25 protein-coding genes are annotated in these 23,359 nt (G+C 33.6%); 4 read left to right on the top strand and 21 right to left on the bottom strand.

Annotated features, from left to right (window positions below):
- Positions 1–52 precede the first annotated feature (52 nt).
- Positions 53–703 (top strand): NUDIX hydrolase, encoded by a 651-nt coding sequence (locus BLP68_RS02095; RefSeq protein WP_091539455.1) that lies wholly within the window; start codon positions 53–55, stop codon positions 701–703.
- Positions 704–794: 91 nt separating this feature from the next.
- Here BLP68_RS02095 and BLP68_RS02100 read toward each other — a convergent pair whose 3' ends face one another.
- From BLP68_RS02100 to BLP68_RS02140, 9 genes are all read right to left on the bottom strand, one after another.
- Positions 795–1,310: a hypothetical protein gene (locus BLP68_RS02100; protein ID WP_091539457.1), complete on the bottom strand. Its 516-nt coding sequence runs from the start codon at positions 1,308–1,310 to the stop codon at positions 795–797.
- A 34-nt stretch (positions 1,311–1,344) separates the two neighbouring features.
- Positions 1,345–2,178 (bottom strand): c-type cytochrome biogenesis protein CcsB, encoded by an 834-nt coding sequence (gene ccsB / locus BLP68_RS02105; protein WP_091539459.1) that lies wholly within the window; start codon positions 2,176–2,178, stop codon positions 1,345–1,347.
- A 32-nt stretch (positions 2,179–2,210) separates the two neighbouring features.
- Positions 2,211–3,419, bottom strand: a complete 1,209-nt coding sequence (locus BLP68_RS02110) for a cytochrome c biogenesis ResB family protein (RefSeq protein WP_091539460.1) — start codon at positions 3,417–3,419, stop codon at positions 2,211–2,213.
- A gap of 136 nt (positions 3,420–3,555) precedes the next feature.
- On the bottom strand, positions 3,556–4,818 hold the full coding sequence (locus BLP68_RS02115) for an ammonia-forming cytochrome c nitrite reductase subunit c552 (RefSeq protein ID WP_091539463.1): 1,263 nt from the start codon (positions 4,816–4,818) through the stop codon (positions 3,556–3,558).
- A gap of 137 nt (positions 4,819–4,955) precedes the next feature.
- On the bottom strand, positions 4,956–5,219 hold the full coding sequence (locus BLP68_RS02120; RefSeq protein WP_091539466.1) for an HPr family phosphocarrier protein: 264 nt from the start codon (positions 5,217–5,219) through the stop codon (positions 4,956–4,958).
- 28 nt (positions 5,220–5,247) lie between these two features.
- Positions 5,248–5,733, bottom strand: coding sequence for a PTS sugar transporter subunit IIA (locus BLP68_RS02125; RefSeq protein ID WP_091539468.1), 486 nt, complete (start codon positions 5,731–5,733; stop codon positions 5,248–5,250).
- 12 nt (positions 5,734–5,745) lie between these two features.
- Complete coding sequence (gene nagB, locus BLP68_RS02130; RefSeq protein WP_091539471.1) at positions 5,746–6,525, bottom strand: glucosamine-6-phosphate deaminase; 780 nt, start codon at positions 6,523–6,525, stop codon at positions 5,746–5,748.
- Between the two features lie 119 nt (positions 6,526–6,644).
- The gene (nagE, locus tag BLP68_RS02135; RefSeq protein ID WP_091539473.1) at positions 6,645–8,048 is read right to left on the bottom strand and encodes an N-acetylglucosamine-specific PTS transporter subunit IIBC; all 1,404 of its coding nucleotides are present in this window, start codon (positions 8,046–8,048) and stop codon (positions 6,645–6,647) included.
- 146 nt (positions 8,049–8,194) lie between these two features.
- Complete coding sequence (locus BLP68_RS02140; protein WP_091539475.1) at positions 8,195–9,070, bottom strand: PRD domain-containing protein; 876 nt, start codon at positions 9,068–9,070, stop codon at positions 8,195–8,197.
- Positions 9,071–9,303: 233 nt separating this feature from the next.
- On the opposite strand from BLP68_RS02140, the gene BLP68_RS02145 reads away from it, so the two are divergent.
- Both BLP68_RS02145 and BLP68_RS02150 read left to right on the top strand, forming a co-directional pair.
- Positions 9,304–10,974, top strand: coding sequence for a flavin monoamine oxidase family protein (locus BLP68_RS02145; RefSeq protein WP_091539478.1), 1,671 nt, complete (start codon positions 9,304–9,306; stop codon positions 10,972–10,974).
- Positions 10,975–11,053: 79 nt separating this feature from the next.
- On the top strand, positions 11,054–11,320 hold the full coding sequence (locus BLP68_RS02150) for a hypothetical protein (protein WP_091539479.1): 267 nt from the start codon (positions 11,054–11,056) through the stop codon (positions 11,318–11,320).
- 31 nt (positions 11,321–11,351) lie between these two features.
- Here BLP68_RS02150 and BLP68_RS02155 read toward each other — a convergent pair whose 3' ends face one another.
- From BLP68_RS02155 to BLP68_RS02195, 9 genes are all read right to left on the bottom strand, one after another.
- Positions 11,352–11,552, bottom strand: a complete 201-nt coding sequence (locus BLP68_RS02155; RefSeq protein ID WP_091539482.1) for an FmdB family zinc ribbon protein — start codon at positions 11,550–11,552, stop codon at positions 11,352–11,354.
- Positions 11,553–11,608: 56 nt separating this feature from the next.
- Positions 11,609–12,964, bottom strand: coding sequence for an extracellular solute-binding protein (locus BLP68_RS02160; RefSeq protein ID WP_176758828.1), 1,356 nt, complete (start codon positions 12,962–12,964; stop codon positions 11,609–11,611).
- A complete protein-coding gene (locus BLP68_RS02165; protein WP_091539487.1) occupies positions 12,954–14,018 on the bottom strand; it encodes an ABC transporter permease in 1,065 nt (354 codons plus the stop codon). Before BLP68_RS02165 ends, BLP68_RS02160 begins: the two co-directional genes overlap by 11 nt.
- Positions 14,008–15,312: an HlyD family secretion protein gene (locus BLP68_RS02170; RefSeq protein WP_091539489.1), complete on the bottom strand. Its 1,305-nt coding sequence runs from the start codon at positions 15,310–15,312 to the stop codon at positions 14,008–14,010. The genes BLP68_RS02165 and BLP68_RS02170 overlap by 11 nt, the downstream gene beginning before the upstream one ends.
- A complete protein-coding gene (locus tag BLP68_RS02175) occupies positions 15,312–16,127 on the bottom strand; it encodes a carbohydrate ABC transporter permease (protein WP_091539492.1) in 816 nt (271 codons plus the stop codon). The genes BLP68_RS02170 and BLP68_RS02175 overlap by 1 nt, the downstream gene beginning before the upstream one ends.
- A gap of 1 nt (position 16,128) precedes the next feature.
- Entirely contained in the window at positions 16,129–16,947 is an 819-nt protein-coding gene (locus BLP68_RS02180; protein WP_176758829.1) for a carbohydrate ABC transporter permease, read from the bottom strand.
- A 314-nt stretch (positions 16,948–17,261) separates the two neighbouring features.
- Positions 17,262–17,867: a PilZ domain-containing protein gene (locus tag BLP68_RS02185; protein WP_091539496.1), complete on the bottom strand. Its 606-nt coding sequence runs from the start codon at positions 17,865–17,867 to the stop codon at positions 17,262–17,264.
- 405 nt (positions 17,868–18,272) lie between these two features.
- The gene (feoB, locus tag BLP68_RS02190) at positions 18,273–20,420 is read right to left on the bottom strand and encodes a ferrous iron transport protein B (RefSeq protein WP_091539499.1); all 2,148 of its coding nucleotides are present in this window, start codon (positions 20,418–20,420) and stop codon (positions 18,273–18,275) included.
- A gap of 12 nt (positions 20,421–20,432) precedes the next feature.
- On the bottom strand, positions 20,433–20,678 hold the full coding sequence (locus BLP68_RS02195; protein ID WP_091539501.1) for a FeoA family protein: 246 nt from the start codon (positions 20,676–20,678) through the stop codon (positions 20,433–20,435).
- Positions 20,679–20,792: 114 nt separating this feature from the next.
- Between BLP68_RS02195 and BLP68_RS02200 the strand changes: the two genes are divergently transcribed.
- Complete coding sequence (locus BLP68_RS02200; protein ID WP_176758830.1) at positions 20,793–21,305, top strand: iron dependent repressor, metal binding and dimerization domain protein; 513 nt, start codon at positions 20,793–20,795, stop codon at positions 21,303–21,305.
- An 86-nt stretch (positions 21,306–21,391) separates the two neighbouring features.
- Here BLP68_RS02200 and BLP68_RS02205 read toward each other — a convergent pair whose 3' ends face one another.
- From BLP68_RS02205 to BLP68_RS02215, 3 genes are read right to left on the bottom strand one after another with little or no spacing between them, the layout of a single operon-like run.
- On the bottom strand, positions 21,392–21,610 hold the full coding sequence (locus BLP68_RS02205; protein ID WP_091539504.1) for a DUF1653 domain-containing protein: 219 nt from the start codon (positions 21,608–21,610) through the stop codon (positions 21,392–21,394).
- 45 nt (positions 21,611–21,655) lie between these two features.
- Positions 21,656–22,501: an SH3 domain-containing C40 family peptidase gene (locus BLP68_RS02210; RefSeq protein ID WP_091539506.1), complete on the bottom strand. Its 846-nt coding sequence runs from the start codon at positions 22,499–22,501 to the stop codon at positions 21,656–21,658.
- Positions 22,502–22,522: 21 nt separating this feature from the next.
- Positions 22,523–23,341: a M55 family metallopeptidase gene (locus tag BLP68_RS02215; protein WP_091539509.1), complete on the bottom strand. Its 819-nt coding sequence runs from the start codon at positions 23,339–23,341 to the stop codon at positions 22,523–22,525.
- Positions 23,342–23,359: the final 18 nt, after the last annotated feature.

Raw genomic sequence — 23,359 nt, forward strand, 5'->3', positions numbered from 1 at the left:
TGGATATGATACAATATAATATAAGGTAACAAAACTATTAAGGAGTAAAAATATGTTGACAATCAAAAGTATTTCTGATGTTCTAAGTGAAAAAAGCAACGGCTTTATTGACATAACAATGCAGTATGCTGTTTTAATTCCAATTATAGAAATTGATGACAAGCTTCATATATTATTCCAGATACGTGCACATCATTTAAAAAAACAACCTGGTGAGATATGCTTTCCTGGTGGAAAAATTGAGCTTGGTGAAACCCCTACTGAAACTGCTATTAGGGAAACAGTTGAAGAATTAGGTATATCAGAAAAGAGGATAAATATTCTTGGTGAATTGAATACCCTTATAACACCCTTTAATACTATTATTTATCCATTTTGCGGTGTAATTAAGGGAGTTGATTGCGAAGAAATTAAATATAATAAAGAAGAGGTTTATTCAATCTTTACGGTTCCTTTGGATGAGCTTATAAAGCAACAACCACTAAAATACCATATGGAAATGAGCCTTATTACCCCATCAGATTTCCCATATCACCTCATAGAAAATGGTGAAAATTATAGTTTTAATAAAGGTATATATCCAGTTTATTTTTACAGCTATAAAAATTTTATAATATGGGGTATTACAGCAAGAATACTAAATAGCTTTATAGAGGATATAATAAAACCCTCTAATACTGAAAATAATATTAATAATTTATAGAGTCGAAAAATGCACCTGCACTAAATCGTATATAATTAATACGAGAAAGCACAGGTGCATTTGATTTTTAGAATGTAGGTTGTATTGATTCTTAAGTTCCACTTACTGGTGCATGTAATATATTCTGTTGAAATACTTTCTTAAGGGCTTCTTGTTGAGTTTTATTTGGTAAAAAATAATACCCTTCGATGTAAATATAATTTTCCTTCACCAGTCCAAAAATATTATCCTTATCATCGAAGTAAAAGTTAATTGGACCAATAACAGAGTAAGCTTGATTTTCCTCTGGAAATTTATCTTGCCACGGATAACCGAATAGAGTCTCCACCAGTTCTATTATGTCATCTCTATCAGAAATGGCTCCAATTGTTTGATTGTCAGTGTCCTTTAGTTCTATTAAAGTAGCTTCCAATAGCTTATCCTTTAATTCTTCAAAGGAAAAAAGTCTTGTATCATCTTCCTTAACATCTATAGCTTCTTCCAAGTCTATTGCTTCGTCATCATTTAAAGATGAATCAAACTTCTCACCTCTACCACAGCCTGTTATAAACAGAGCCATGATTAAAAAACAAACCAACAACAGTGGTAGTTTTATTTTAAAAAGCATAATATTTCACCTGCCTGTTTAGTTTATCAATACATTATAACATATTCAACCATATTATTGCATATGAATGATATCCAGTTAACAAGGTATTTACTCCTACATAAGTAAACAGGATTGATAAAAATCCTATTATTGCAAACCATGCTGCATTTTTATATTTCCATCCCCTTGAAAGCCGCACATGCAAATATACAGCATAAATTATCCAGGTTATAAAGGACCATGTTTCCTTTGGGTCCCACTGCCAGTATCTTCCCCATGCTTGATCTGCCCATATTGCTCCGCTTACTATTACTATAGTAAGCATGACAAAGCCTAACCCTATGGCTCTATAGCTAATGGTATCTAATATTTCTAGTGAAGGCATATTTTTTTGTATGAAGCTATTTTTGTTTAAGTAGCTCTTAATCAAAAACATAACAGATATACCACAAGCAACTGCAAATGCACCATAGCTAATAACTGCAGTGCTGACATGAAGAATTATCCAATTACTTTGCAGTGCTGGCATTAAAGGTCTGATTTCTCTTGACTGTAGTGCTGCATAAAAGGTAACCAGTACTATTATAGGGCAAACAAAGGTGCCAAGTATTTTAAATCTATATTTTTTTTCGAATGCTATTAAGCATGCTGCTATACCCCAGGAGAAGCTGGTGGCAAACTCGTATTGATTACTTAAAGGTAATCTGCTTGCCTCTACTGTTCTTGTGGCTAAAGATATAGTGTGGAAAAGCAGACCACAAATAACTAAATAGCTTGCTAGACTTGCATATTTATCACTTCTAAGAATAAAAAAAACTAAGTAAAGCACCATGGATAAACCATAAAGAAGAAATGCAATATTAAAGCTATGACTTTCTAATAACATAACAAACCCTCCTGAAATATTGCTTTTTTATTTTAATACCTGTATATATTAACCTCATTATAGCTTTTATCAATTACAAGCACTTGGGGCTTAAGATAAAATACAAGGATAAGACCAATGATAATCAATGATGACCCAATTGAAATAATAGACTTCCCTTTTATTCTATTTACTTGCAAATATGTATATTGGTTAGGATTATCAAAAATAAATTTATAATTGTTCCAGGTAATCATTTCACCTGGGTCAACAAAGTTCATGGCAACACGATTTTCACGATAAAAAATCGAGTAAAGGATTTTAGGGTTATTTAGCATCGGTGAATTATTGAAGAATCCTTTATCTGTCTCAAGGAAATCTGGATAAAACTTAGAAAACATTATAGCAATATTATCATTTTCATTAATGAGAGCAGTTCCTTCGTATAATATATCATCATACTGTAAAACCTCATCCCTAATATAACTAATACCAACTGTCCAACCACTTGCTGTTTGATAAAAATTGTATCTGTCATATCTTAGGGGTTTGTTTACATATATTTCCGAGGATTTTAATAGGTTTCCTTCTAAATCCATTAAGTCTGCCTCGGTTATATATTGACTAATACTGCCATCTTCTCTATGTATTACTTGAAAATCATTGATGGCAATTTTATATTGAGTGTTTCCTACTTCTATTACATCACCAGCTATTCCATAAACTGCAGTAGAGTAGCTGGTAAATTGACCGTATCCATAGGCAACTATAATAAATAACAAACCCATATGTATTAGCCATGATCCGAAATAACCTAGTACATTCCTCCTGCTGTAATAACCCTCGTTATATTTACTCTTATAATATTTATTGAAACCATATCTTCTAAAGGCTGAAAGTATTTGTTTTTCATCTAATTCCGTTGATGCCTGATATGTTTCTACTTTAATCATCTTTTCTATGGAGGGTAGTTCCTTTACCTTTTTTATTATTCCGTTTATTCTTGTAACACTACAAAGAAATAAGTTTATGCACAGGCCAGCAAACAGAAATATAAAAACCCATCCATGATATATATCATATAGCTTTAATCGCTCTATCCATAGGGCCCCCTCTTTAGAAAACATGCTTTCATAAAAAGCCATATCCCTACCTTGAGGTATAAATGATCCAATTACTGATATGCTTGCCAGCAGCATTAGTAGAAGCAATCCAAGCTTCATTGATTTTATCTTGTTAATTAATACTTTGGGTTTTATCATTTCAATCTCCTATATCATATTTGTTGATCCTTAATAGCTAAGGATATAATAAAATACATATACTTCCTTTTATTGAATATAGACAAACTACCACAATCTTAAACCTCAAAGATTGTGGTAGTTTTTTTTACTTAAATTATTGTGCTTCTAATATATTTAATGCCTCTCTTGCATATTCTTTTGCACTTTCCAATGTTTCTCTAGCTTTATCATAGTCATGAAAGCCTGTACTGTTTTCTACAAATACAAAATCCCATCTGTACTGAGATTTTCGATGAAGACTTCTAAGCTGATCAATTGTATCATCATCAAGCTCTTGTTCCTCTAGTGCCACTCCGAAATCTGCAATTAGCTTTACCAGCATGTCACTTACTTGTACCTGTAGGCTTTCAATTTCTCTTTGTCCCTCCTGCACCTGGGCAATAAGCCCCTCGTTATCAGCTCCATGACACCTTCCACAGGACTCCTCCACAGTCTTTAATGGACTTTTTGCCCAATGGGATTTATATTCCTGACCATTTTCTTCAACCCTTGGCATGTGGCAATCAGCGCAGCTGACACCCATTTGGTCATGTATGCTACCTGTATACATTTCAAACTCAGGATGCTGCACCTTGATAAGGGGTGTGCCAGTTCGGGGATGCTCCCAGTCATAATAATCTCTTTCGTCAAAAAAGCTTTCTATTTCATCTACACCAATCCCATTGTCCCAAGGTAGAATTACCTCCCTTGTCTCAGGGTCAAGATAGTACTCTACGTGACATTGAGCGCATGCTTGAGTACCAGCCTTTGGTGTTGTTTCAAGCTTTTCAATGCCCAAAGCAAAATGTGGCGAGGTTATTTGAATTTCTCCATCAGCTGGTTCATTTCTATGACAGTTGTAACAGCTAATGCTATGGCTTATTTCCTGAGAGGTTTTTTGAAAATCCCTAGCAAATAAGTCGTCACCGTGCTCAACATATAGTTTCTCATATTCTGAAGTTTTACAGGCTAAACATGAAGCACCAGGCTTAGGCCTAGATGTATTAATAACATCCTCCAATGCGTAATAGTGACCTCGTGCTATGTAATATTCTTTTGAAAAACCCATGCCTTCATATAAGGTAATTATGTTGGGATATTTTTTTAAGTAATCAATAGGATGGAGTCCACCTAATGAGGAGTCCTCTACTTTATTATCCTGCATTCTTGATGTTCTAATAAATGACTCGTAAATTAAAGGATATTCTTCCTTCCAATCCTCTGCGGCAACCAGCATATCCTCAGGACTGGGTACAACTACCCTGGGATCTTCATCTACTGGGTCCCTAGCTTCTGGCTCCTCCCTTGGTCCACATCCAAAGGATAATGCTAAAGCAATAATTATAAGTAGTATTACAGTCCTTTTATATTTTTTCATTTAAATACTCCTTTCCCTTGTGAAAGCTTGCTACTGGTAGTATTCCAATCTCTAGAAAAATTATGATTTTACAAATAAAAAAGAGTCATATTTTGACTCCCCTTAGCACTAGATATTTAGTTATACATACTCCAATACTATTCAACAAAGTTATTTTCAATAAGCTGCTTTATGGTAGTAATTGCCTCCATATCATCTATACCTTCAGCCGATATAAATAGTGAATCTCCATAAACTGCTGCTATACTCAATATACTTACTATACTTTTAGCATTGCCTTCTCTACCATCCTTAGTAATTTTAATATCAGATTTAAACCTTGATGCTACTTTTGTTATAACTGAAGCTGGCCTAGCATGCAAGCCAGTTTTGTTATTTAATATAACCTCCACCTTTTCCATAACTCATCCCCTTTTCATTTCAGCAAATCTAAGCTTTTATTAATATTTTCATAACCTCACCTTTACCTACTTCAACATTTCCTTGAATTTTAACTATTTCCTTAACATTGCCCATATTTGTAATGATTATTGGAGTAATTGTTGATTTTCCAGCAGACTCTATAAATTTTAAATCAGCTTCAATTAATAGATCCCCTTTCTTCACTACATCTCCCACATTTACAAAGCTCTTTAATCCCTTTCCCTTTAGCTCTACCGTATCTATACCTACATGAATCAATATCTCTATACCATCATCATCAATAATTCCTACTGCATGATTTGAGGGTAAGAGACTTACAATTTTTCCATTGCATGGTGCAACAACTACACCAGTAGTAGGCTTAATTGCTATACCATCTCCAACCATTTTTCTTGAAAACACTTGATCTGGTACTTCTACTATATCTACAACCTCACCCTCCATAGGGGCAATAAAAGATACTTCCTTATCTTTTTTGAATAATCCAAACATCTTTAGTCCTCCTTACTCTATATAATTATATAATGGAAAGTCCATTGCTCCGTTTATTTCATTAGACTTCAGTAATGATGCCGCCTCCAGGTCAAGTATCAATGTGACATTTGGGTGAAGCTGTAAAATTGAAGCAGGAACCTGTGGTGTAATTTTACCATTTACCGTTTGAAATATTGCTGTGGCTTTCTCTATCCCTTTAGCCAATAACAATATCTTCCTTGATCTCATTATTGATTTAATGCCCATACTGATGGCCTTTTTAGGTACTTCATTAGGAGATGTAAAAAATCTAGAATTTGCTAGAATAGTATCTTCCTTTAAATGAATGATATGGGTTTTAGCCTCAAAATTCGCATCCGGCTCATTAAACCCAACATGTCCATTTCTTCCTATTCCCAGTATTTGCAGATCTATTCCACCAGCTTTTTCAATTTCTTTTTCATATCTATTACACTCATCCTCTATACTTTCACATATACCATTGGGTATATTTACATTTTCATAGTCGATATTAACATATTTAAATAAATTATTATACATATAGTAATAATAACTCTTTGGATCATCAGGTTTCAGGCCATAATATTCATCTAAGTTAAAGGTTGTAGTTCTACTAAAATCAATGCAGTTATTTAAATAAAGTTTTATTAGCTCTTTATACATACCTAATGGTGTATCTCCAGTTGCTAAACCAATTGAAGAATTTGGTTTCACCATTATTTGATTGGCTAAGATTTGAGCTGCTCTTTTACTTAATTCATTGCTGTCCTTTAGGATAATGATTTTCATTGTATACCTCCAGCTCATAACATTTAGTATAGACCCAAATATTGAAATGAAGTCCATAACCTATATATGTATATGACGATCCAATCCAATAGGATCGTCATATACTATAAGGCTATAGCTTAAGCTTTTTGTAGTGTAATTAAATAATTTTTCATCTCTTCAGCAATTAACTCTGCCTTTGTTCCAACCACAACTTGCATATTCTTTTTACTTGGTCTTAACACTCCTGATGCTCCAAGTGCCCTTAGCTCTTCATCCTTAACAATACTACTGTCCTTTAAAGTTAATCTTAATCTAGTTATACAGGAGTCTACCTCAATGATATTATCAGCTCCTCCCAGTTTAGCAATATATTCTTTTGCTAAGTCATGAATACCTTTGTCGGCAATTATGCATTCTGAGCCCGCACCTTCTTCGTCTAGTCTTCCAGGTGTGGGTAAATTCATTTTCTTTATGGCAAAAACAAATATAACATAATATATTGCTAAAAATATAAGACCAATAGGAAGTAGCATCCAGCCATTTGTTGCCAGCTTCATGTTCAGTGCAAAATCAAATAACCCTGCTGAGAATCCAAAACCATGCTTAATATTCAATATATAAACTATTACAAATGAAACTCCCGTTAGCAATGCATGTAATACATAAAGTACCGGTGCTAAAAACATAAACATAAATTCAATTGGCTCTGTAATACCAGTAAGGAAGGAAGTAAAACCTACAGAAAAAAGTGCACCTCCTAAGGTTTTCCTGTTCTCTGGCTTAGCTGTAGTATATATTGCAAGGGCTACTCCCACCAAACCAAACATCATAACAGGATAAAAACCAGCCATAAATGCTCCTGCAGTCGGATCACCGGCAAAAAATCTACTCAAATCACCAGTAACTACTGCTCCATCAACACCTGCAAAATCACCAAAAATAAACCAAACTAAGGTATTAAGTATATGATGCAGACCAACAGGTATCAATAATCTATTTAGGAAGCCAAAGGTGAATACTCCCAGTGCACCTGCACCGATAATCCATTGTCCTACAGCATCAATTACATTTTGTACATAAGGCCAAAAATTTCCAAACACTATAGCCAAAACTATACATACCCAGGATGTAACTATTGGCACAAACCTTCTTCCTCCAAAGAAACCTAACCATTCTGGTAGCTTAATATTATGATATTTATTATATAAAATTCCTGCGATAATACCAGATATAATACCAGCCAATACCCCCATATTTACAGTGGAATTAATTGCAGTAGCACCACTTGTTAACGTAAAGTAACCTACTGCACCGGCAAGTCCAGCTGCTCCTGCATTATCCTTTGCCAGTCCTACAGCTATACCTATAGCAAAAAGTATTGCTAAATTTGCAAAAACTGCACTACCTGCTGCTGATATAAATGGTATACCAAGCAAATCATCCTGCCCTATCCTTAGAAGAATTGATGCCACAGGCATAACTGCCACTGGAAGCATCATTGCCTTTCCTAGTTTTTGTAGCTTACCAAAAAAGTTTCCCATTTACTTTACCCCCTTATTTTTATGTAAATCTAAACAATATGGTAAATATACCTCCCCTCCTTCTATTTCATATAAATGCAAAAAAGCATGAGACTATATACCTCGACCTATTGATAAGTCGTATTTGTATATAAGCTCATGCCTGATTAAACAGTAACACGCTTACTAACTTTTTCTTTTTCATTTCTTAGTTTTTCAATATGAATTGTCATATATCCTAACTCATTATCTGGGACGGTTATATTCTTAATATTTGATATGTGAGCGCCTATTTTATAAGCTATATTGAATGATTCCGAGAATTGCTTTTTAATATCCCCCAATAAAGGATTATCGATATATGATTTTTCTTCCAACCTATTGATTACGAGTTTTAAATGATTTATTAAGCGAATATACATTGAATCCTTGATATCTAAGGTTATTGACAGCTCATCTTGAATTATTTGTATAAGCTCCTTAAGAAGTCGAGTGTTTTTTACTGTTTCAGTGATCTTTTTATTCTGCCTTGCTGAGTGTAGATGAAGAGCAATAAAACCGATTTCATCTTCACAAATATCAATCTGAAGACTATCTCTTATTAGCTCTGCAGCCTTTATACCTACTCTAAATTCTTCATCATATAATGTTTTTATTTCATATATAAAAGGGTTGCTTATCTCCATTCCCATTTTAATTCTATCTAGTGCAAAACCAATATGATCTGTTAAAACAATATGTATATGTGAATTTAGTTTACCTAGAGCTTCTTCCGCCTCTGCAATTATTTCTTCACTTATGCCCATTACCTTTGAATCAATTTGATCAATAAGCTGAAAGTATTGATTCTTAGTTTTTTCATCATAGGCAATAAAGGATTTTTCAAGATCATCATTGGAGAGGCTTATAACTGTTTTATCTTTTCTACCAAAGCCTATACCCTTACCAACCAATATCATTTCCTGCCTTTTTTTAGGTTCTAGGGCTAGTATTACATTATTATTTAGTACTTTAATAATTTCATATTTCTTTTTATTAATCATTTCCCTACCCCCTAAAAAAATTTAAAAGGCACAAACCTAAATGCGATGAATAAGCTAATTCACACCGCACATAGGTTTATGCCTGATATTACTCAGTGACACACCTAGCCTTTTGAAATCGTATGCATTTATAACATTAATTTAACACGTTATCTAAAACATTGTCAAGGTTTTTTTTTAGTTATCTCAAGCATATATTTTACATAACTACTTAATTTATCAGGGGGTATTATATGAGTAAAATGATTCAACCCAATAATCCTACTACAGAAGAAAGGCATCAACTGGTAAAACTTGCATTAGAAGAAAACAACCGACTGGAGGACTTTTTTAATATAGTTCAACTCCTAAACCCTCCACCTGACATTACAACTATTGTACCTATAGGAAGCTGTAAAAACATTAAGGTGGCTGTTTTGGGAGGCGGCTTGGCTGGACTGTCTTCTGCCTTCCAGCTAAGAAAGGCTGGCTTTGACATAACCATTTTTGAGGCAGAGGAAGATCGTATTGGTGGTAGAGTGTACACATATTATTTTGATAAAGGGCAACCTCTTTACGGAGAGCTTGGTCCAATGCGGATTCCAGTTAGCCATGAAACAACCTGGCACTATATTAATCTATTCAAGCTTCAAACACGACCATTCATATCAGCAAATGAAAATGCATTTCGCTATGTTCAAGGAATTAGAGTACAAAACGACCCTGAAGGAAGAGAGGTTCAAAAATATATATATCCTGAGTTTAATATGACACCAAAAGAACGTGAGCAAACATGGACTGAAATTTTCGATGAAGTTTTTGAGGGTTACCTCTTGGCTATGCCCCCAGAGATCCGGAGGGAAATTTTACAAATTAAGTCTACATATTCACCTGAAATTGTTCAATCAGATTACTTTAATATCCGTCAAATGATGGAAAAGTTTGGCTTAAGTAAAGGTGCAATAGAAATGCTCAGTAGTGTAGAGCCCTTTCTAGGTGGTTTTTTAATACATAGTTTTTTTGAAATGCTTCAAGAATTATATCCTGTAAGCTTTTCCTTTGCATATGAGATAATTGGGGGTTTAGTGAAGCTTCCCCTGTCTATTCTTTCATCACTTTTAAGTAAAACACCTAAGGAATATAGTAATTGCATATCCTCAGATAAACTGGGTAATGTTAGATGGCTACCAGGTCATCAGGTTATGGGCCTGAGTCAGATGGAGAAAAATGGATCTGTAACTGTTCACCATAGGCATATAAAAAGAAATCTTTATAAGGAGGATCAATTTGATTTTATTGTTTGTGCTGTTCCTTTTTCTAATCTAAGACTCTTTAACCTTAACCCTGTATTCAACAGCAGTAAAATGCAGGCCATTAGAATGCTGAATATGCCAGCTTCTCAAAAGACTGTTATGCTCTGTAATTATAGGTTTTGGGAGGCAGGTCCGCCAAATAAAAGAATTATCGGTGGTGGTTCAGCCACAGATCTTGTAATAAACACCATCTGGTATCCCTCTGTAGGTGCTGTTAATCCACATATTCCAGGTGTGATAACAGCTTCATACAATTGGACTCAGGATTCAGTTCGTCTAGGAAATTTTAAAGAGCCCTTAAGGTTCGAGGTATTAAAAAGGCAAATTGAAGAGGTTCATGGCCTTCCATATGGAAGCTTAGACTCCATAGTTATTGATCATAAAACCCTTCTATGGAATAATCATCCTTGGTCTTTGGGAGCATTTGCTTTTTATTCACCTCAGCAGAAGGTGCTTTATTCAAAGGAGGCTATAGATCCTGAGTATAATAATCGTGTTTTTTTTGCAGGAGAGCATGTCTCAGTTTCTAGAGCATGGATGCAGGGGGCATTACAAACAGGAATGCTTGCTGCCAATGAAATTGCTAAGGTATGTGGCAGATATGTAAAATAATTGTCACTAAGTAATTTCATATCTCATATATATTACATAATATACAGTATAACAAAGCAATAGGAAATGGGGTATGAAGATGGCTTCCTTTGAAAATGAAGTATTTGCACTATTAACCACTGATGTGTTTAAAAAAATAATAGGCTCTGATACTCTCCAAATAGTTCAACTTAATGCCGCAATAACTCTGTTAATTAAGGTGGGTATACCCTTTGATGTAGTATTTTCTCCGGGCACAAGAAGAGCGGCTGCCGCCGCTCAATTGACTATTTACATTAACCCCACCACAACATTGGAATTTACTATTTCATTAGCTGCTGGAGGTTCCATCTTTGATATAGACTAGTAATATATCCTTTCCTAAGGATAGCCTATAGTCAGCCACCACCGCATTGATTTTTTCTGGCACATTGAGTTTTATTACCATTACCTCCACCAACACCAAAGGCTGAAAGCTTTCTAACTGTTTTAACACTACCACACTTGGTACATACTATTTCTTTATCCATATCCTCAGACCTTCTTAACTCATCAAAGGAATTTCCACATTCATTACATATATATTCATAAAGTGGCAAGCTATCACCTCCAATAAGCAGATTATACTGTATTATATCATATTGGAAAATGGGCTTTATTCATTAATATAAATTGTTAGCTCATTTTCTGCTTTTCTCAATCTTCTGCTTAATTCCTCATCTGAATATGGTTCATCGGCAAATACTATATCTATAAGCTCATTAAAAAATCTATTTCTGATTACTACTTCTCGTGAATCAAGTCCGTAAAAGACTCTCTCATAATCCCCTTCATCAAGTCTGTTTGTCATGAATCTTCTTAGCTCTAAGGTTTCCTCTAAAATCCCTCTATTACTTTCTATTCTTTCAACCTCACTCATTATAGCTTTATTAACAGGGGCATTAGTTGCATTTTCCCATTCAGCTTCTCTCTCATAAATATTGAATTGTATTTCATCACTTATTAAGAAATTTAGGAAGTCTAAGCCAAGATCTACATTTTTCCCATTTCTATTTACAACAAATCCAACTGAATGAATTTCATTACCTCGAACATCTGGTACCAAAAGGGAGGTTGTAATATGTTTAAACACATTATCCATTCGTATACTGGTTAAACCGTTATAATGATGGCCTACCGAGTTCATAATGAAAAACCTAGCCGAATTTGCCATGTACTTATCCCATGAGTCTTTGCTTTCTTGAGAATTAAGCTCGTGGAACATTCTATAATAGTTTTCATAGGTATAGCTTTCTTCTAAAATATACTTACCTGAAAAAACTTCTTCTCTAATTTCTTCTATTACCTTTTTAGTTTCATTGCTATTCAGAAGGGCCCTATTTGATTCTTCATCAATAAAAGTCAAATCTCTAATCTTCATTCCCACTATTTGATAGAATAGATTCCTGTTAAAGTAGATATCCTCAGCCTCAAGAGCCCTCTCCCAATAATAGTCATGATCAGCTAAAGTCCAATCAAGTCCTGGCTCTGGAATATTTAATTTATTCAGGAGTTCTCTATTAATGGAAATTGTCCTCCCATGAATTTTTATGGGAAGGTAGTAGTCGTCCTTTAAACCATTGTATAGCTTTTCTTGATTTTGGATTTTACCAGTTATTTCAAGGGCAACTCCCTTTTCTACAAATTCCCTAGCGTTATCAAAAGGCCCCAATAGCAATAAGGTAGGTCCATTCTTCATATATAGCATACTGTTTCTCTTCATGGTGTATTTATCAGGATTACCTGCTCTTATTTTTTCAATTCTTACCTTTACCCCAGTTTCCTCTTCATATTGTCGTCTATAGGTTTCTATAAAGGCATAGCTTTCCATTGGGGTATCACTATAAGGGAAAAGAATAACTATTTCATTTTCCTCCTGCTCCTCTGCAGTAGGCCATATGCCTCTTAAAACCAATAAAAGTAGCAGCAGGATTACAAAAAGAGTAATGATTATAAGCTTCTTAGTTTTCAATCCTCTGTTCTCCTTCATAATGGATTTGACATGGGTCTTTTAATAGCCATTTTATTTGAACGGCAAAGATAACAGCTATCATGCTAAAATTAACCAATAATCTATTAATCAAAAAGTGACTAAAGCCTCTATTCATCCTTTCATACCATATTTCAAATAGTGACTTAGCTTGATTTATGTAGCTAACTGGCGAAAATAAATTATCAGGAATTAATTCCTTTGGTATTGTAATGATTTTAGTCAGTTGATACATTATTAATGCTACTATAACTCCTCCACCCAATAAAATACAAATCTTCAAAGTGCTTTTTTTGTTGTTTATTATGTATCGATACCATTCAATTGTTTTGTGATTCTCTTTATAGCCTTTATACAATCTTTTAATATCATTTATTAGTTTTAAACCTGGCTTTATAGCTAATGTAATTAAAATTCCTATTATGGCTGCAATTATATAGTTAACATAGGAGTCAATCTTTTCCCTTAGAACTATCATTTCACTGTATCTTATCCCATTTGTATCTATAACCCTCTTTACATCCTCCACCTTTCTATCAAATATAGAATCTGATGGTGGCATAAAACGAAGGATAATTCTATCCCATTGCCTATTTAGTAGCTTCTCATCATAGGATACATAAATATCTGTACTGTCCTCTATTACTCCAATAACTATATGCTCTTTCCCTAAAATTGTAAGGTTTCTTCCTACAGACTCTGATGTTCTATAATATGAATTAGACACCAAGTCTCCTATTACAACTGCATTTCTATCAGCCATTGTTATAAAATTTCCTTCAATAACATTAATATTTTTAAACATAGTATCATACCCGGTGGTCATCATAACATTTTCATTTCTATACTTAATTTCATAGTTCAATGAGTATATTATGCTTTGACTTTGGGCAATTTCTTTTATTTTTTCATGGGTTACAAGGTCTTCTATAAAGACTTCAACACTATAGGGATTATGATTTTCCTGCAGATAAAAATATCCTGTAAGGGAGCATAGTATAATTAAAGTCAGTATGTAAATCCTTTTAATTACCATGGAATACCTTCACTCCGTCTCTTATTTTATAGGAAAGATTAGTAATTACTCTGGGATTTTCGTAACCTTCAAGCCCTATAATGCTAACCCTTTGATCACCAACTTCATCAATAGTAATTTCTACTTCCCTAGCAGTGTGTTGCTTCCCTAATATTCCCTCTGTGGTCTCCACCAAAAATACCTTTCCTACTTCACCCGGTTTAAAATTTGTAGTAATTACTGCTGATTTAGGGACAACGTTAGATCCATAATTCTGCTTTTTTACAACTCCCTTATAATTTCTTAAAGGGACTATACGACTTATTCTTTCATCAATGAAATCTCCCTCAACTCTTACATAATCCTTATCTCCATAACTTACATCAGTAACCCTAAATCTAATAGATTCTTTTAAATCTAATATTTCAATGTACACAGATTTTCCTATCTCAAAGTAGTCTGCGTATTCCACTGGAACTAATCCTGAGAATATTAAGTCTCTTCTCATAACAGATGTATCCTCTGTAATAACAGCAATTTCCATTATGGTTTCATCTATTGGTATTACCTTATTTGCTTGCCCTCGAGATACTATTATTCCATCAAATTCTGCATAGTATATCCCATCATCTCCGATGTTGGCATAAAACTCATTTTTCCTTTCATTTTCAAGTATCTCAGCTTCTAATCTGGCAATAGTATTATGGCCTTCCTTAATCTGAAGCTCTACATCCAAGGCCTTTTCCTTCATTTTTATTTCTTCAATCATTAAGTTTTCTTTCAAGTTAAGAAGTTCATTATCTTTTTTCTCCACATCAGTTAATGGAATAGCCCCCGATTGGTATAGAGAGTTTAACCTATCAAGCTCAGCCTCCTCTTGTTGTATCCTTCTCTTTAAAGAAGCAATATTGCTTTCGTCAATTAAAAAGCTGGTACTATGTAATCTGGTAAGGTTATTCCTTTCCCTCTCAATCTTTATTTGAAGCTCACCATTTTGCTGCTGATAATCATTTATTCCATAATCTAAATTTATTTGAAATAGGGGTGTTCCTTTACTTACCCTTCTTCCAGGTTCTATAAAGAAGTCCCGTACAATAACCCTTGACCCTAGTCGAACCAAATAAACATCTTTATATTTCAGTCCTCCTTCAATTGAAATGCTCTCATTAAAGGTACCAGAAAAGGCTAAAACTGATCTGGCTTGGGGTAGTGAATAGCTTATAAAAGATTTAGAGAAAAATCCAATTATAAATACTAGTATGAAAAACTCTATTAACACCTTTTTAGAAAAACTTAAAACTTTACTTTTTATCATTATTTTAGTCCTCCTAGCCCAATACTTTCAGTTAAATATTTTTCACCCTTTAAAAAGATTATAATAGCTGGTATAAAGTACAATACTGCACCTGAATAAAAAACTTCAAAATCTTCATAGTATATGTCTTCTAAAAATACAGACAGAGGAAATCGACCGGGAGTGTCTAGAAAAATAAATGCTTGCTCTACTACATTCCAATAATCTATGAAGGTTAACATGACCAAGATAAAGACAGCAGGTGTTACCATAGGCAGTACAATTCTGAAGAAAATCCTCATATCCCCTGCACCATCAATTCTAGCCGCTTCTATTAGCTCATTTGGTATGTTGGTTATAAACTGCTTTAAAAGAAAAATTCCAAAGGAAGAAAATACACCAGGTAATATAATTGACCAATGGGTGTCTATTATTCTAAAGCTTAAGGTACGCTCTAGGGCATTAAATATTATTGTGTTAGGTACAAGAGTTACCTGAAATGGCAATAATGCCACCAATATGTATATGGCAAAAATCCAGTCCCTTCCCGGAAATTTCATTTTAGCAAATGCAAAGGCTGTAATAACTCCAATAATAACCTGCCCTACTATTATGAATCCAGTTAGTTTAATTGAGTTTAAGAAAAACTTAAAATATTCTCCTTTGAAGACAGTCAGGATATAGTATTGCTGAATATTGAATCTTTGTGGCAGGAATTGTAACCCTGATGTATAAAGCTGTTCTGTAGCCATAAAAGAATTGGTGATTGTATTGATAACAGGAATTAAAAATATGGCAGCTACTATTCCAACTAGACAGAGCAGTATTCTTTTCATATCAATTTTCTCCTATCTTCTTTATGTAACGTCTATCCATATAGTAAAACATTAGAGCTATTATAAAAATAAATATTGCAAAAAGATATGCAGCAGATGTTAGCTTCTCATATTCTAGGTCTCTAAATTTATTATTCATGTAATGTTGAAGCATATAAATTTTGGGATTTGGATAATTCCCTTGAAGTATATATAAATCTTTATAGATTTTAAAGGAATTAATAATAGAAATAATACTGACGAAAAATGTCGCAGGAGTCACCAGTGGTATAATTACATGACGTAATTTTTCTAAATAGTTTGCTCCATCAATTTCCGAAGCTTCAATAACGCTTTTATCCAGCTGGGATAGAGCTGCTAGGTAAATTATAAGATTATATCCAGTGCTTCTCCATAGAAAAATTAATATGACACCTATCATTGCAAATTCTGAATCCATAAGATTGTTTGCCCCAGTAGCAAAAACCTCTCTAAAATAGCCAGCTACAGTTGCTGAAGGAATAGCTATAGGTAAAACAATACACAACTTAAGGATTTTAGGTGCATTTATTTCATGGATTATTAAAGCTAAAACAAATGATAATACAATTATTATGGTTAATCCTGCAAATAAAAAGATAAGATTATTTTTTAATGCTAATCTAAAGGAGAGACTGTTAATTATGTTTCTGTAATTAGTGAATCCAACAAAGGTATCATCAAAACCGCTACGACTAACAGAATACCTTAACCCTAAAAGAAAAGGTATTACGTAGAGCATCGAAAAGCCTATTAAGCTAGGCATGATAAAAAAATAACCCTTAAAATTTTTAATTTTCATAATACTACCACCATGTTTTGTCATATTTTATTGAATCCGCATGCGTTCAACCTCATTTTAACACTGTTACACACTATTAACAATATTGCAAAAATTTAAAAAAAATTAATATGTGTTACGTATTTTATACAATTAAAAAAAGTCCACACTATTTTGTGAACTTTTTAGCGTTATAAAACTGTACTTGATTTGCCATATATAGTATAACCAGACAACTTCCTATTTTCACATGATGTCCATATTTATACTTTAATAATGTTAAATATTTTAAATATTTTAATAATTTCTCAATTGATTTGATTTAAATACAACCTCTATTTTTTAAGTATTGCAAATTCATCCTTCAATTTAGCTAGCACATACTTCCCAATTATACCTTTAGTATATTGAGGAGTATTTACCAGTATACAGCCCATTTCATATGAGTTGGTATTCTTTTTTCCTCTAATTATTTTAGTGTAGATGTTTATTGGAGAGTCAAATAGAGATATTTTTATATGTAGAATGGTGCCAACGGGAAAGTGTTGATTAGATTCTAGACATAAGCCATTTTGTGATAAATTTTTTATTGTTATATCTTGATTTGTAATTACTATGTTACCAGTTTTGATCTCAGTAAAGTCAATAATCTTTCCTGCTAAATCTGTTTCTACTCTAATGTCTTTTCTTTTCTGTGTTGAATTATTTATAACTTGTATAACAGCTATATCTTCAAAAGGACTCTCTAATTTATAAACCTTAGATTCTCCTGTTACTACGCCATAAACTGGACTTAAAAGGTGAAACTGCATTGTTTCCTGATTTTCTAGCTTGTCGATAAACTTTGATTGAAAGACTACTTTTTCTTGTTCCTTATGGGTTATTGTTCCATAATACGTCTCATCTTCCTTATAAAATATCAAAGTATCACCCTTATGCATAAAGCATACCCCCTATAAAAATTGAAAAGTTGCTAAAGACAACCTCCTTCTTTAGTTTTACAGTTTTTAACTTCGTACAATTCATTTTAATATTTTAATAGAAATTATTACCTGCTAATAAATTCTATTTTATGTATTTATTGATAAAAAGTCAAGTTTTTTTTAAAATTTTGTAATATTTTGTAACTTTTTTTAAAGGTATTGGTTAACATCTTTTTATTTCTCCATTTATACCCAACAATGGAAAAGTCAATGCCAACTGGCATCAACTTTTTTAGTTATATACATAAGATAGTTTTTCGAATACATAAAAGTGTAACATTTATTAAGTGAGGAAAAATATATATTTTGCCCTTTAAAGTAGTTAGTTATAATTATAGATTATATTTCAGTCAATAGAACAGGTTAAATCAAACCTAGTAATTTTGCAGATTGAGCCACTATAAAGCATACTACTATTCCTGATACAGTAGGTACTAAAAATGAAATAAACGTCCATTTCTTACTTTGAGTTTCCTTTCGAATTGTCAAGAGGGCTGTTCCACAAGGGAAATGCATTAGTGTAAATATCATTACACACACAGCTGTTAACCAGGTCCATCCGTTACTTACTAGTAATTCCCTTAAAGCCTCTAAGCTGTCTAACTCTAGCATCGATCCAGTAGCCATATAGCTCATTACTATAATAGGTATAACAATTTCGTTTGCTGGAAGTCCCAGTATAAAAGCCATAAGTATATATCCATCTAATCCTATTAGTTGAGCAAATGGCTGTAAAAACCCAGCACTATGATCTAAAAGACTCAAATCTCCAACCATTATATTTGCCATTACCCAAATAACAATCCCTGCTGGTGCTGCCACCATAATAGCACGACCTAGCACAAATATGGTTCTATCCAGTAAAGATCTCACTAAAATTCTTCCCATCTGAGGTTTACGATAAGGAGGTAGCTCCAGCGTAAATGAGGAAGGCTCGCCCTTCAAGATAGTCTTTGAAAGAGCTTTTGAAATAACCAAAGTAGTAATAATACCTAGTATTATAACCCCTAGAACTGCTATAGTCGCAATTATTGACTGAGAAAACCCTGCAGTGGCTCCACCAATAAATACCGCTGCCATTGCAATTAGTATAGGAAACCTTCCATTACAGGGCACAAAGTTATTGGTAATTATAGCAATAAGCCTTTCCCGAGGTGAGTCTATAATTCTACAGGCGATTATTCCAGCTGCATTACAGCCAAAACCCATACACATGGTTAGCGCCTGTTTTCCGTGGGCACATGCTTTCTTAAAGAAATTATCAAGATTGAAGGCTACTCGTGGCAAGTATCCTAAATCTTCCAACAGTGTAAATAATGGAAAAAATATAGCCATTGGTGGAAGCATTACCGACACTACCCAAGCCAGAGTTCTATAAACACCAAGGACAAGAATACCATGAATCCATGCCGGTACACCTGCATTGTTAAACAAGCTTGTTAAATGTCCTTCTACCCAAAAGAAAAATGTAGCCAATGCTTCAGACGGGTAATTTGCTCCTTGTATTGTTATCCAAAAAATCACTCCTAATATTCCTATCATAATGGGAAAACCAAATATTTTTGATGTAAGTATGTTGTCTATTTTTCTATCGGTTTCGTTATATTTGTCATTGTGGATCTCAACCACCTGACTATATATTTCCTCTGCCATTAAAACCGTTGAAGTCACAATGCTATCTTGAATATAATCTGGTGTTAAAGAAATTGTTTCTGTAATTGCCTCAATTTTGCTTAATAAGTCATCACTTGTGTATTTTGTAGTATTATCAATTATATATTGATTTAAGGATTCCTTCATACTTGAATCATTGCACAATAATTGTAAAGCAATCCACCTGCTACTCATCTCTCCATCAAATAATTCTGTAATAGGTGCTGAAATTGCATCTATTATCTTTTCTATTTCTTCATTGTATTTTATCTCTAACGCGTTGGTTGTTATATCCCCTTGTACCAGCTGATAGACAGTATCCATAAGGTCCTCTAGCCCTTCTCCATCCCTTGCGTTGGTTCCTACTACCGGAATTCCCAGCTTTGAAGATAACTTTTTTATATCTACTTTTATTCCTTTTCTTTTTGCTTCATCTATAAGGTTTACGCACAACACAACATTTTCAGTTATCTCCAGTATCTGAAGCACTAATATTAGATTTCTCTCTAGGCATGTGGCATCTGTAACTACTACTGTAGCCTGTGGACTCCCAAAGCAAATAAAGTCCCTTGCCACTTCTTCCTCTACAGAATTTGATAATAGGGAATATGTTCCTGGTAAATCTACTAAAACAAACTTTCCATCCTTATATTTATATCTTCCCTGTGCATTGGTAACTGTCTTACCTGGCCAATTTCCTGTATGCTGATTTAACCCAGTTAGACTATTAAATACAGTACTTTTCCCTGTGTTAGGATTTCCAGCTAGAGCAATTACAATTTCATCTGGCGAATCTAATTGTACGTTAAACATCTCATCTAATACACCAGTACCTGTAGATTGATTTGTGAGTCCCAAGTCAATCCCTCCTTAACCTTCCACTATCTCTACTAAAATCTTCGATGCCTCTTCAGAGCGAAGGGCGATTACTGCACCTCTTATTTCGTAGGCTGTAGGATCTCCAGATGGGCTTTTTCTAAGTGATTCTACCCTTGTATCTGTAATCAATCCTAAGTCCAGCATTCTTCTTCTTACATTTCCTTGAGAGCTAAGTTTCTTTACCTTACCAAAGGCCCCAATAGGAAGCTGATGAAGTGGTACTATTTTTTCATTCATATATTTTTCCTCCTCATAATAATTTAGTCATGTGAAAAATCTCTTCCTGAGACCAATATATGAAAATAAAAAAAAAGTGTTACGAATATAATTCTAGAAAGGATGCAATTTAATATGATTGTAAATAATTATAAGGTTGTGATTTTATTGAATAAAAAAGAAGAATACTGCACCGTTAGGGGTTATGAGCTTCAAAGAAGAGAAAACAAACTTCTAAGTCATAGTATGGAGGACTATTTAGAAATGATTTATCGTCAATGCTTGATGGAGGGCTATACAAGAATTAATACCCTATCTGATCAACTGAATGTTCAAGCATCATCAGCGTCTAAAATGGTACAAAAGCTTACTAAATTAGGTCTTTTAAGCTACAAAAAATATGGTATTATCCATTTAACTGAAAAGGGAAGGTCAATAGGTGAGTTTCTTTTATATCGACATAACACGTTAAAAGAGTTTTTAAAGCTTTTAACCGTTGATTCAAATTTACTCTCTCAAACTGAAGCTCTCGAACATAATATTAATTGGGACACCCTAAAAAGATTAGATTTACTAATTCAATTTTTTCATGAAGAGCCTCAATTAAACGAAAGACTTAAAAACTTCATTAATGAAAGAAGTAAGTAAAACAGCTATTTACAACAAAAAGGAACCAACCTCCATTTGAAAAATGTCGATTGATTCTTTTTATAAGGTTATAGTTAGAATACAGATTATTCAAGCTCATGAAATCTATTTACTAATTCACCATTTACGTTAATCTTCTCCAAAAACATATCTAAAGGACGCACCCATATACCAAATTCTCCATATAGGGCTTGATACACAACTAAGTCTTCAAGGGTTTCAGAATGCTTTGCCAAATGTAAAACAAGATACTCTTGACCCTTGAAGTGCTTATACTTTTTGCCAATATTTATTGAAGGACTCATGTTTTTACACCTTCCTTTGTCTTTTGTCTAAAAAGCATATACTGTTTATAAGTCTAATGGTGGAGCTTTAAATACACTTCCAAATCCTGTTATTGTATTTGCTAAATCATCCCTATAATCTTCATGATGTGAATTCAGACTATTGATTACAACCTCCCCACTAAAGGATGTGGAATGAATATATTTGTCTTCTCCTATATATAAAGCTACATGCTTTGGAAAAAACAGAATATCAGCAGCTTGTATTTCTTCCCTTGATATTTTCCTCAAATACTTTTCATTAAATTTAGAATCTCTATGAATAATTTTTCCATGAAGTAAGTATACCATTGAGCAAAGGCCAGAACAATCAATACCCAGTGGTGTTTTACCTCCCCATCTATATTGTGTTCCTAAATAAAGCAGTGCCGTTTCAACCAATTTTTTTCTAATTATCTTCTCTTGCTCTTTTTCATTCCACTTGTTAATTCTATTAGTAAATCTGGTTTTTGTCCATCCCTTTGTATCGTCCGGCATAAGCATCTGGCTCCATTCCCCTTCAGTTACACCAGTTGTACAAACAATTGCACCTCTAGTTAAGAGTTTTATTCCGTAGCTTTGATACTTGGGTTCTGCCATCACATCAATTATAGCATGATTAATGCAACTATTTGCATTTTTTTCCCATTCTTCAGCTCTAACCTTGTCTATATGCAAATATTTTTCATGTATATAACCCTGATAATCATACTGGGTTTCAATATAATACCACCCGTCTTTTTCATGCCTTAAAATTTTAACCACCATTCCAAAAAGGGCTTCATCAGCCAGTTCACTTTCAAAATCAGGATGCTTTTTGATAGGTGCAATAGTTTCTTTTACAATGCCCTTTAATATAGTTTTATTTTCCACTTTCTTCCCCACCTTAATTAACTATATTGATCCACCCAGGATAAGACAACCTCTAAAAAGCTTAAAAAGTGATATATAGTCACTAGAAGATATAACTATAGTCTTAGGATTTTTTCTTATTACTCCGGGAATTAGTGTTGCCTGCTCTGCCATAATTTCCATGTTATAAGTAACTTCAATATTAATTTCCCCTTCATAGGTTAATACAGGATATTGAGTAATATTCTTAATGGCCTTTTCAATTATACTGCAATATTGCTCCTTAACAGAGTTCATTGGGATATTATGGGCACAAAATCTTGAAATTGCTTTTTTAACTACAATCGCTTCAACATCGCCTATCTCTTCCTTTATTTGTAGAGCTAGTTTATCATCACCTGAAACCACTAAAATAGGCACCCCATAGTATCCTGCTACACCAGCATTAATACCTGCTTCCCCTAATTCCTTTCCATTGATAATGATTTTTTCTATTGTTTTTCCTGAATAGGTGTGATTATAAATACCATTTTCTGTTCCCATCCTTGAATGATATCCTATAAACATCACTCCATCAAAAGTTTCATCAATTCCCTCCATCATACTGAATGGTTTAAATTGACCAGTAATAAGACTTGCCCTAGGGTCTAGCCCCTCTATCATAATATTGTCCATGCTATCGTGGGAGTCATTAACAACTACTTCTGTCGCTCCATTTTTAAATAGTGCTTCAATGGCCCAATTAGTTTCCTGCAGCATAAGACTTCTTGTTCGAGAATATTCATTGGACTCTTTTGAAACATGTCCCTTTGCAGAAAGACCCCATATACCTTCCATATCTACAGATATAAATATTTTCATTTATGACTTCATCTCCTT

Origin of the sequence: Alkaliphilus peptidifermentans DSM 18978, assembly GCF_900101495.1 — a bacterium.
GTDB classification, from domain to species: domain Bacteria; phylum Bacillota; class Clostridia; order Peptostreptococcales; family Natronincolaceae; genus Alkaliphilus_C; species Alkaliphilus_C peptidifermentans.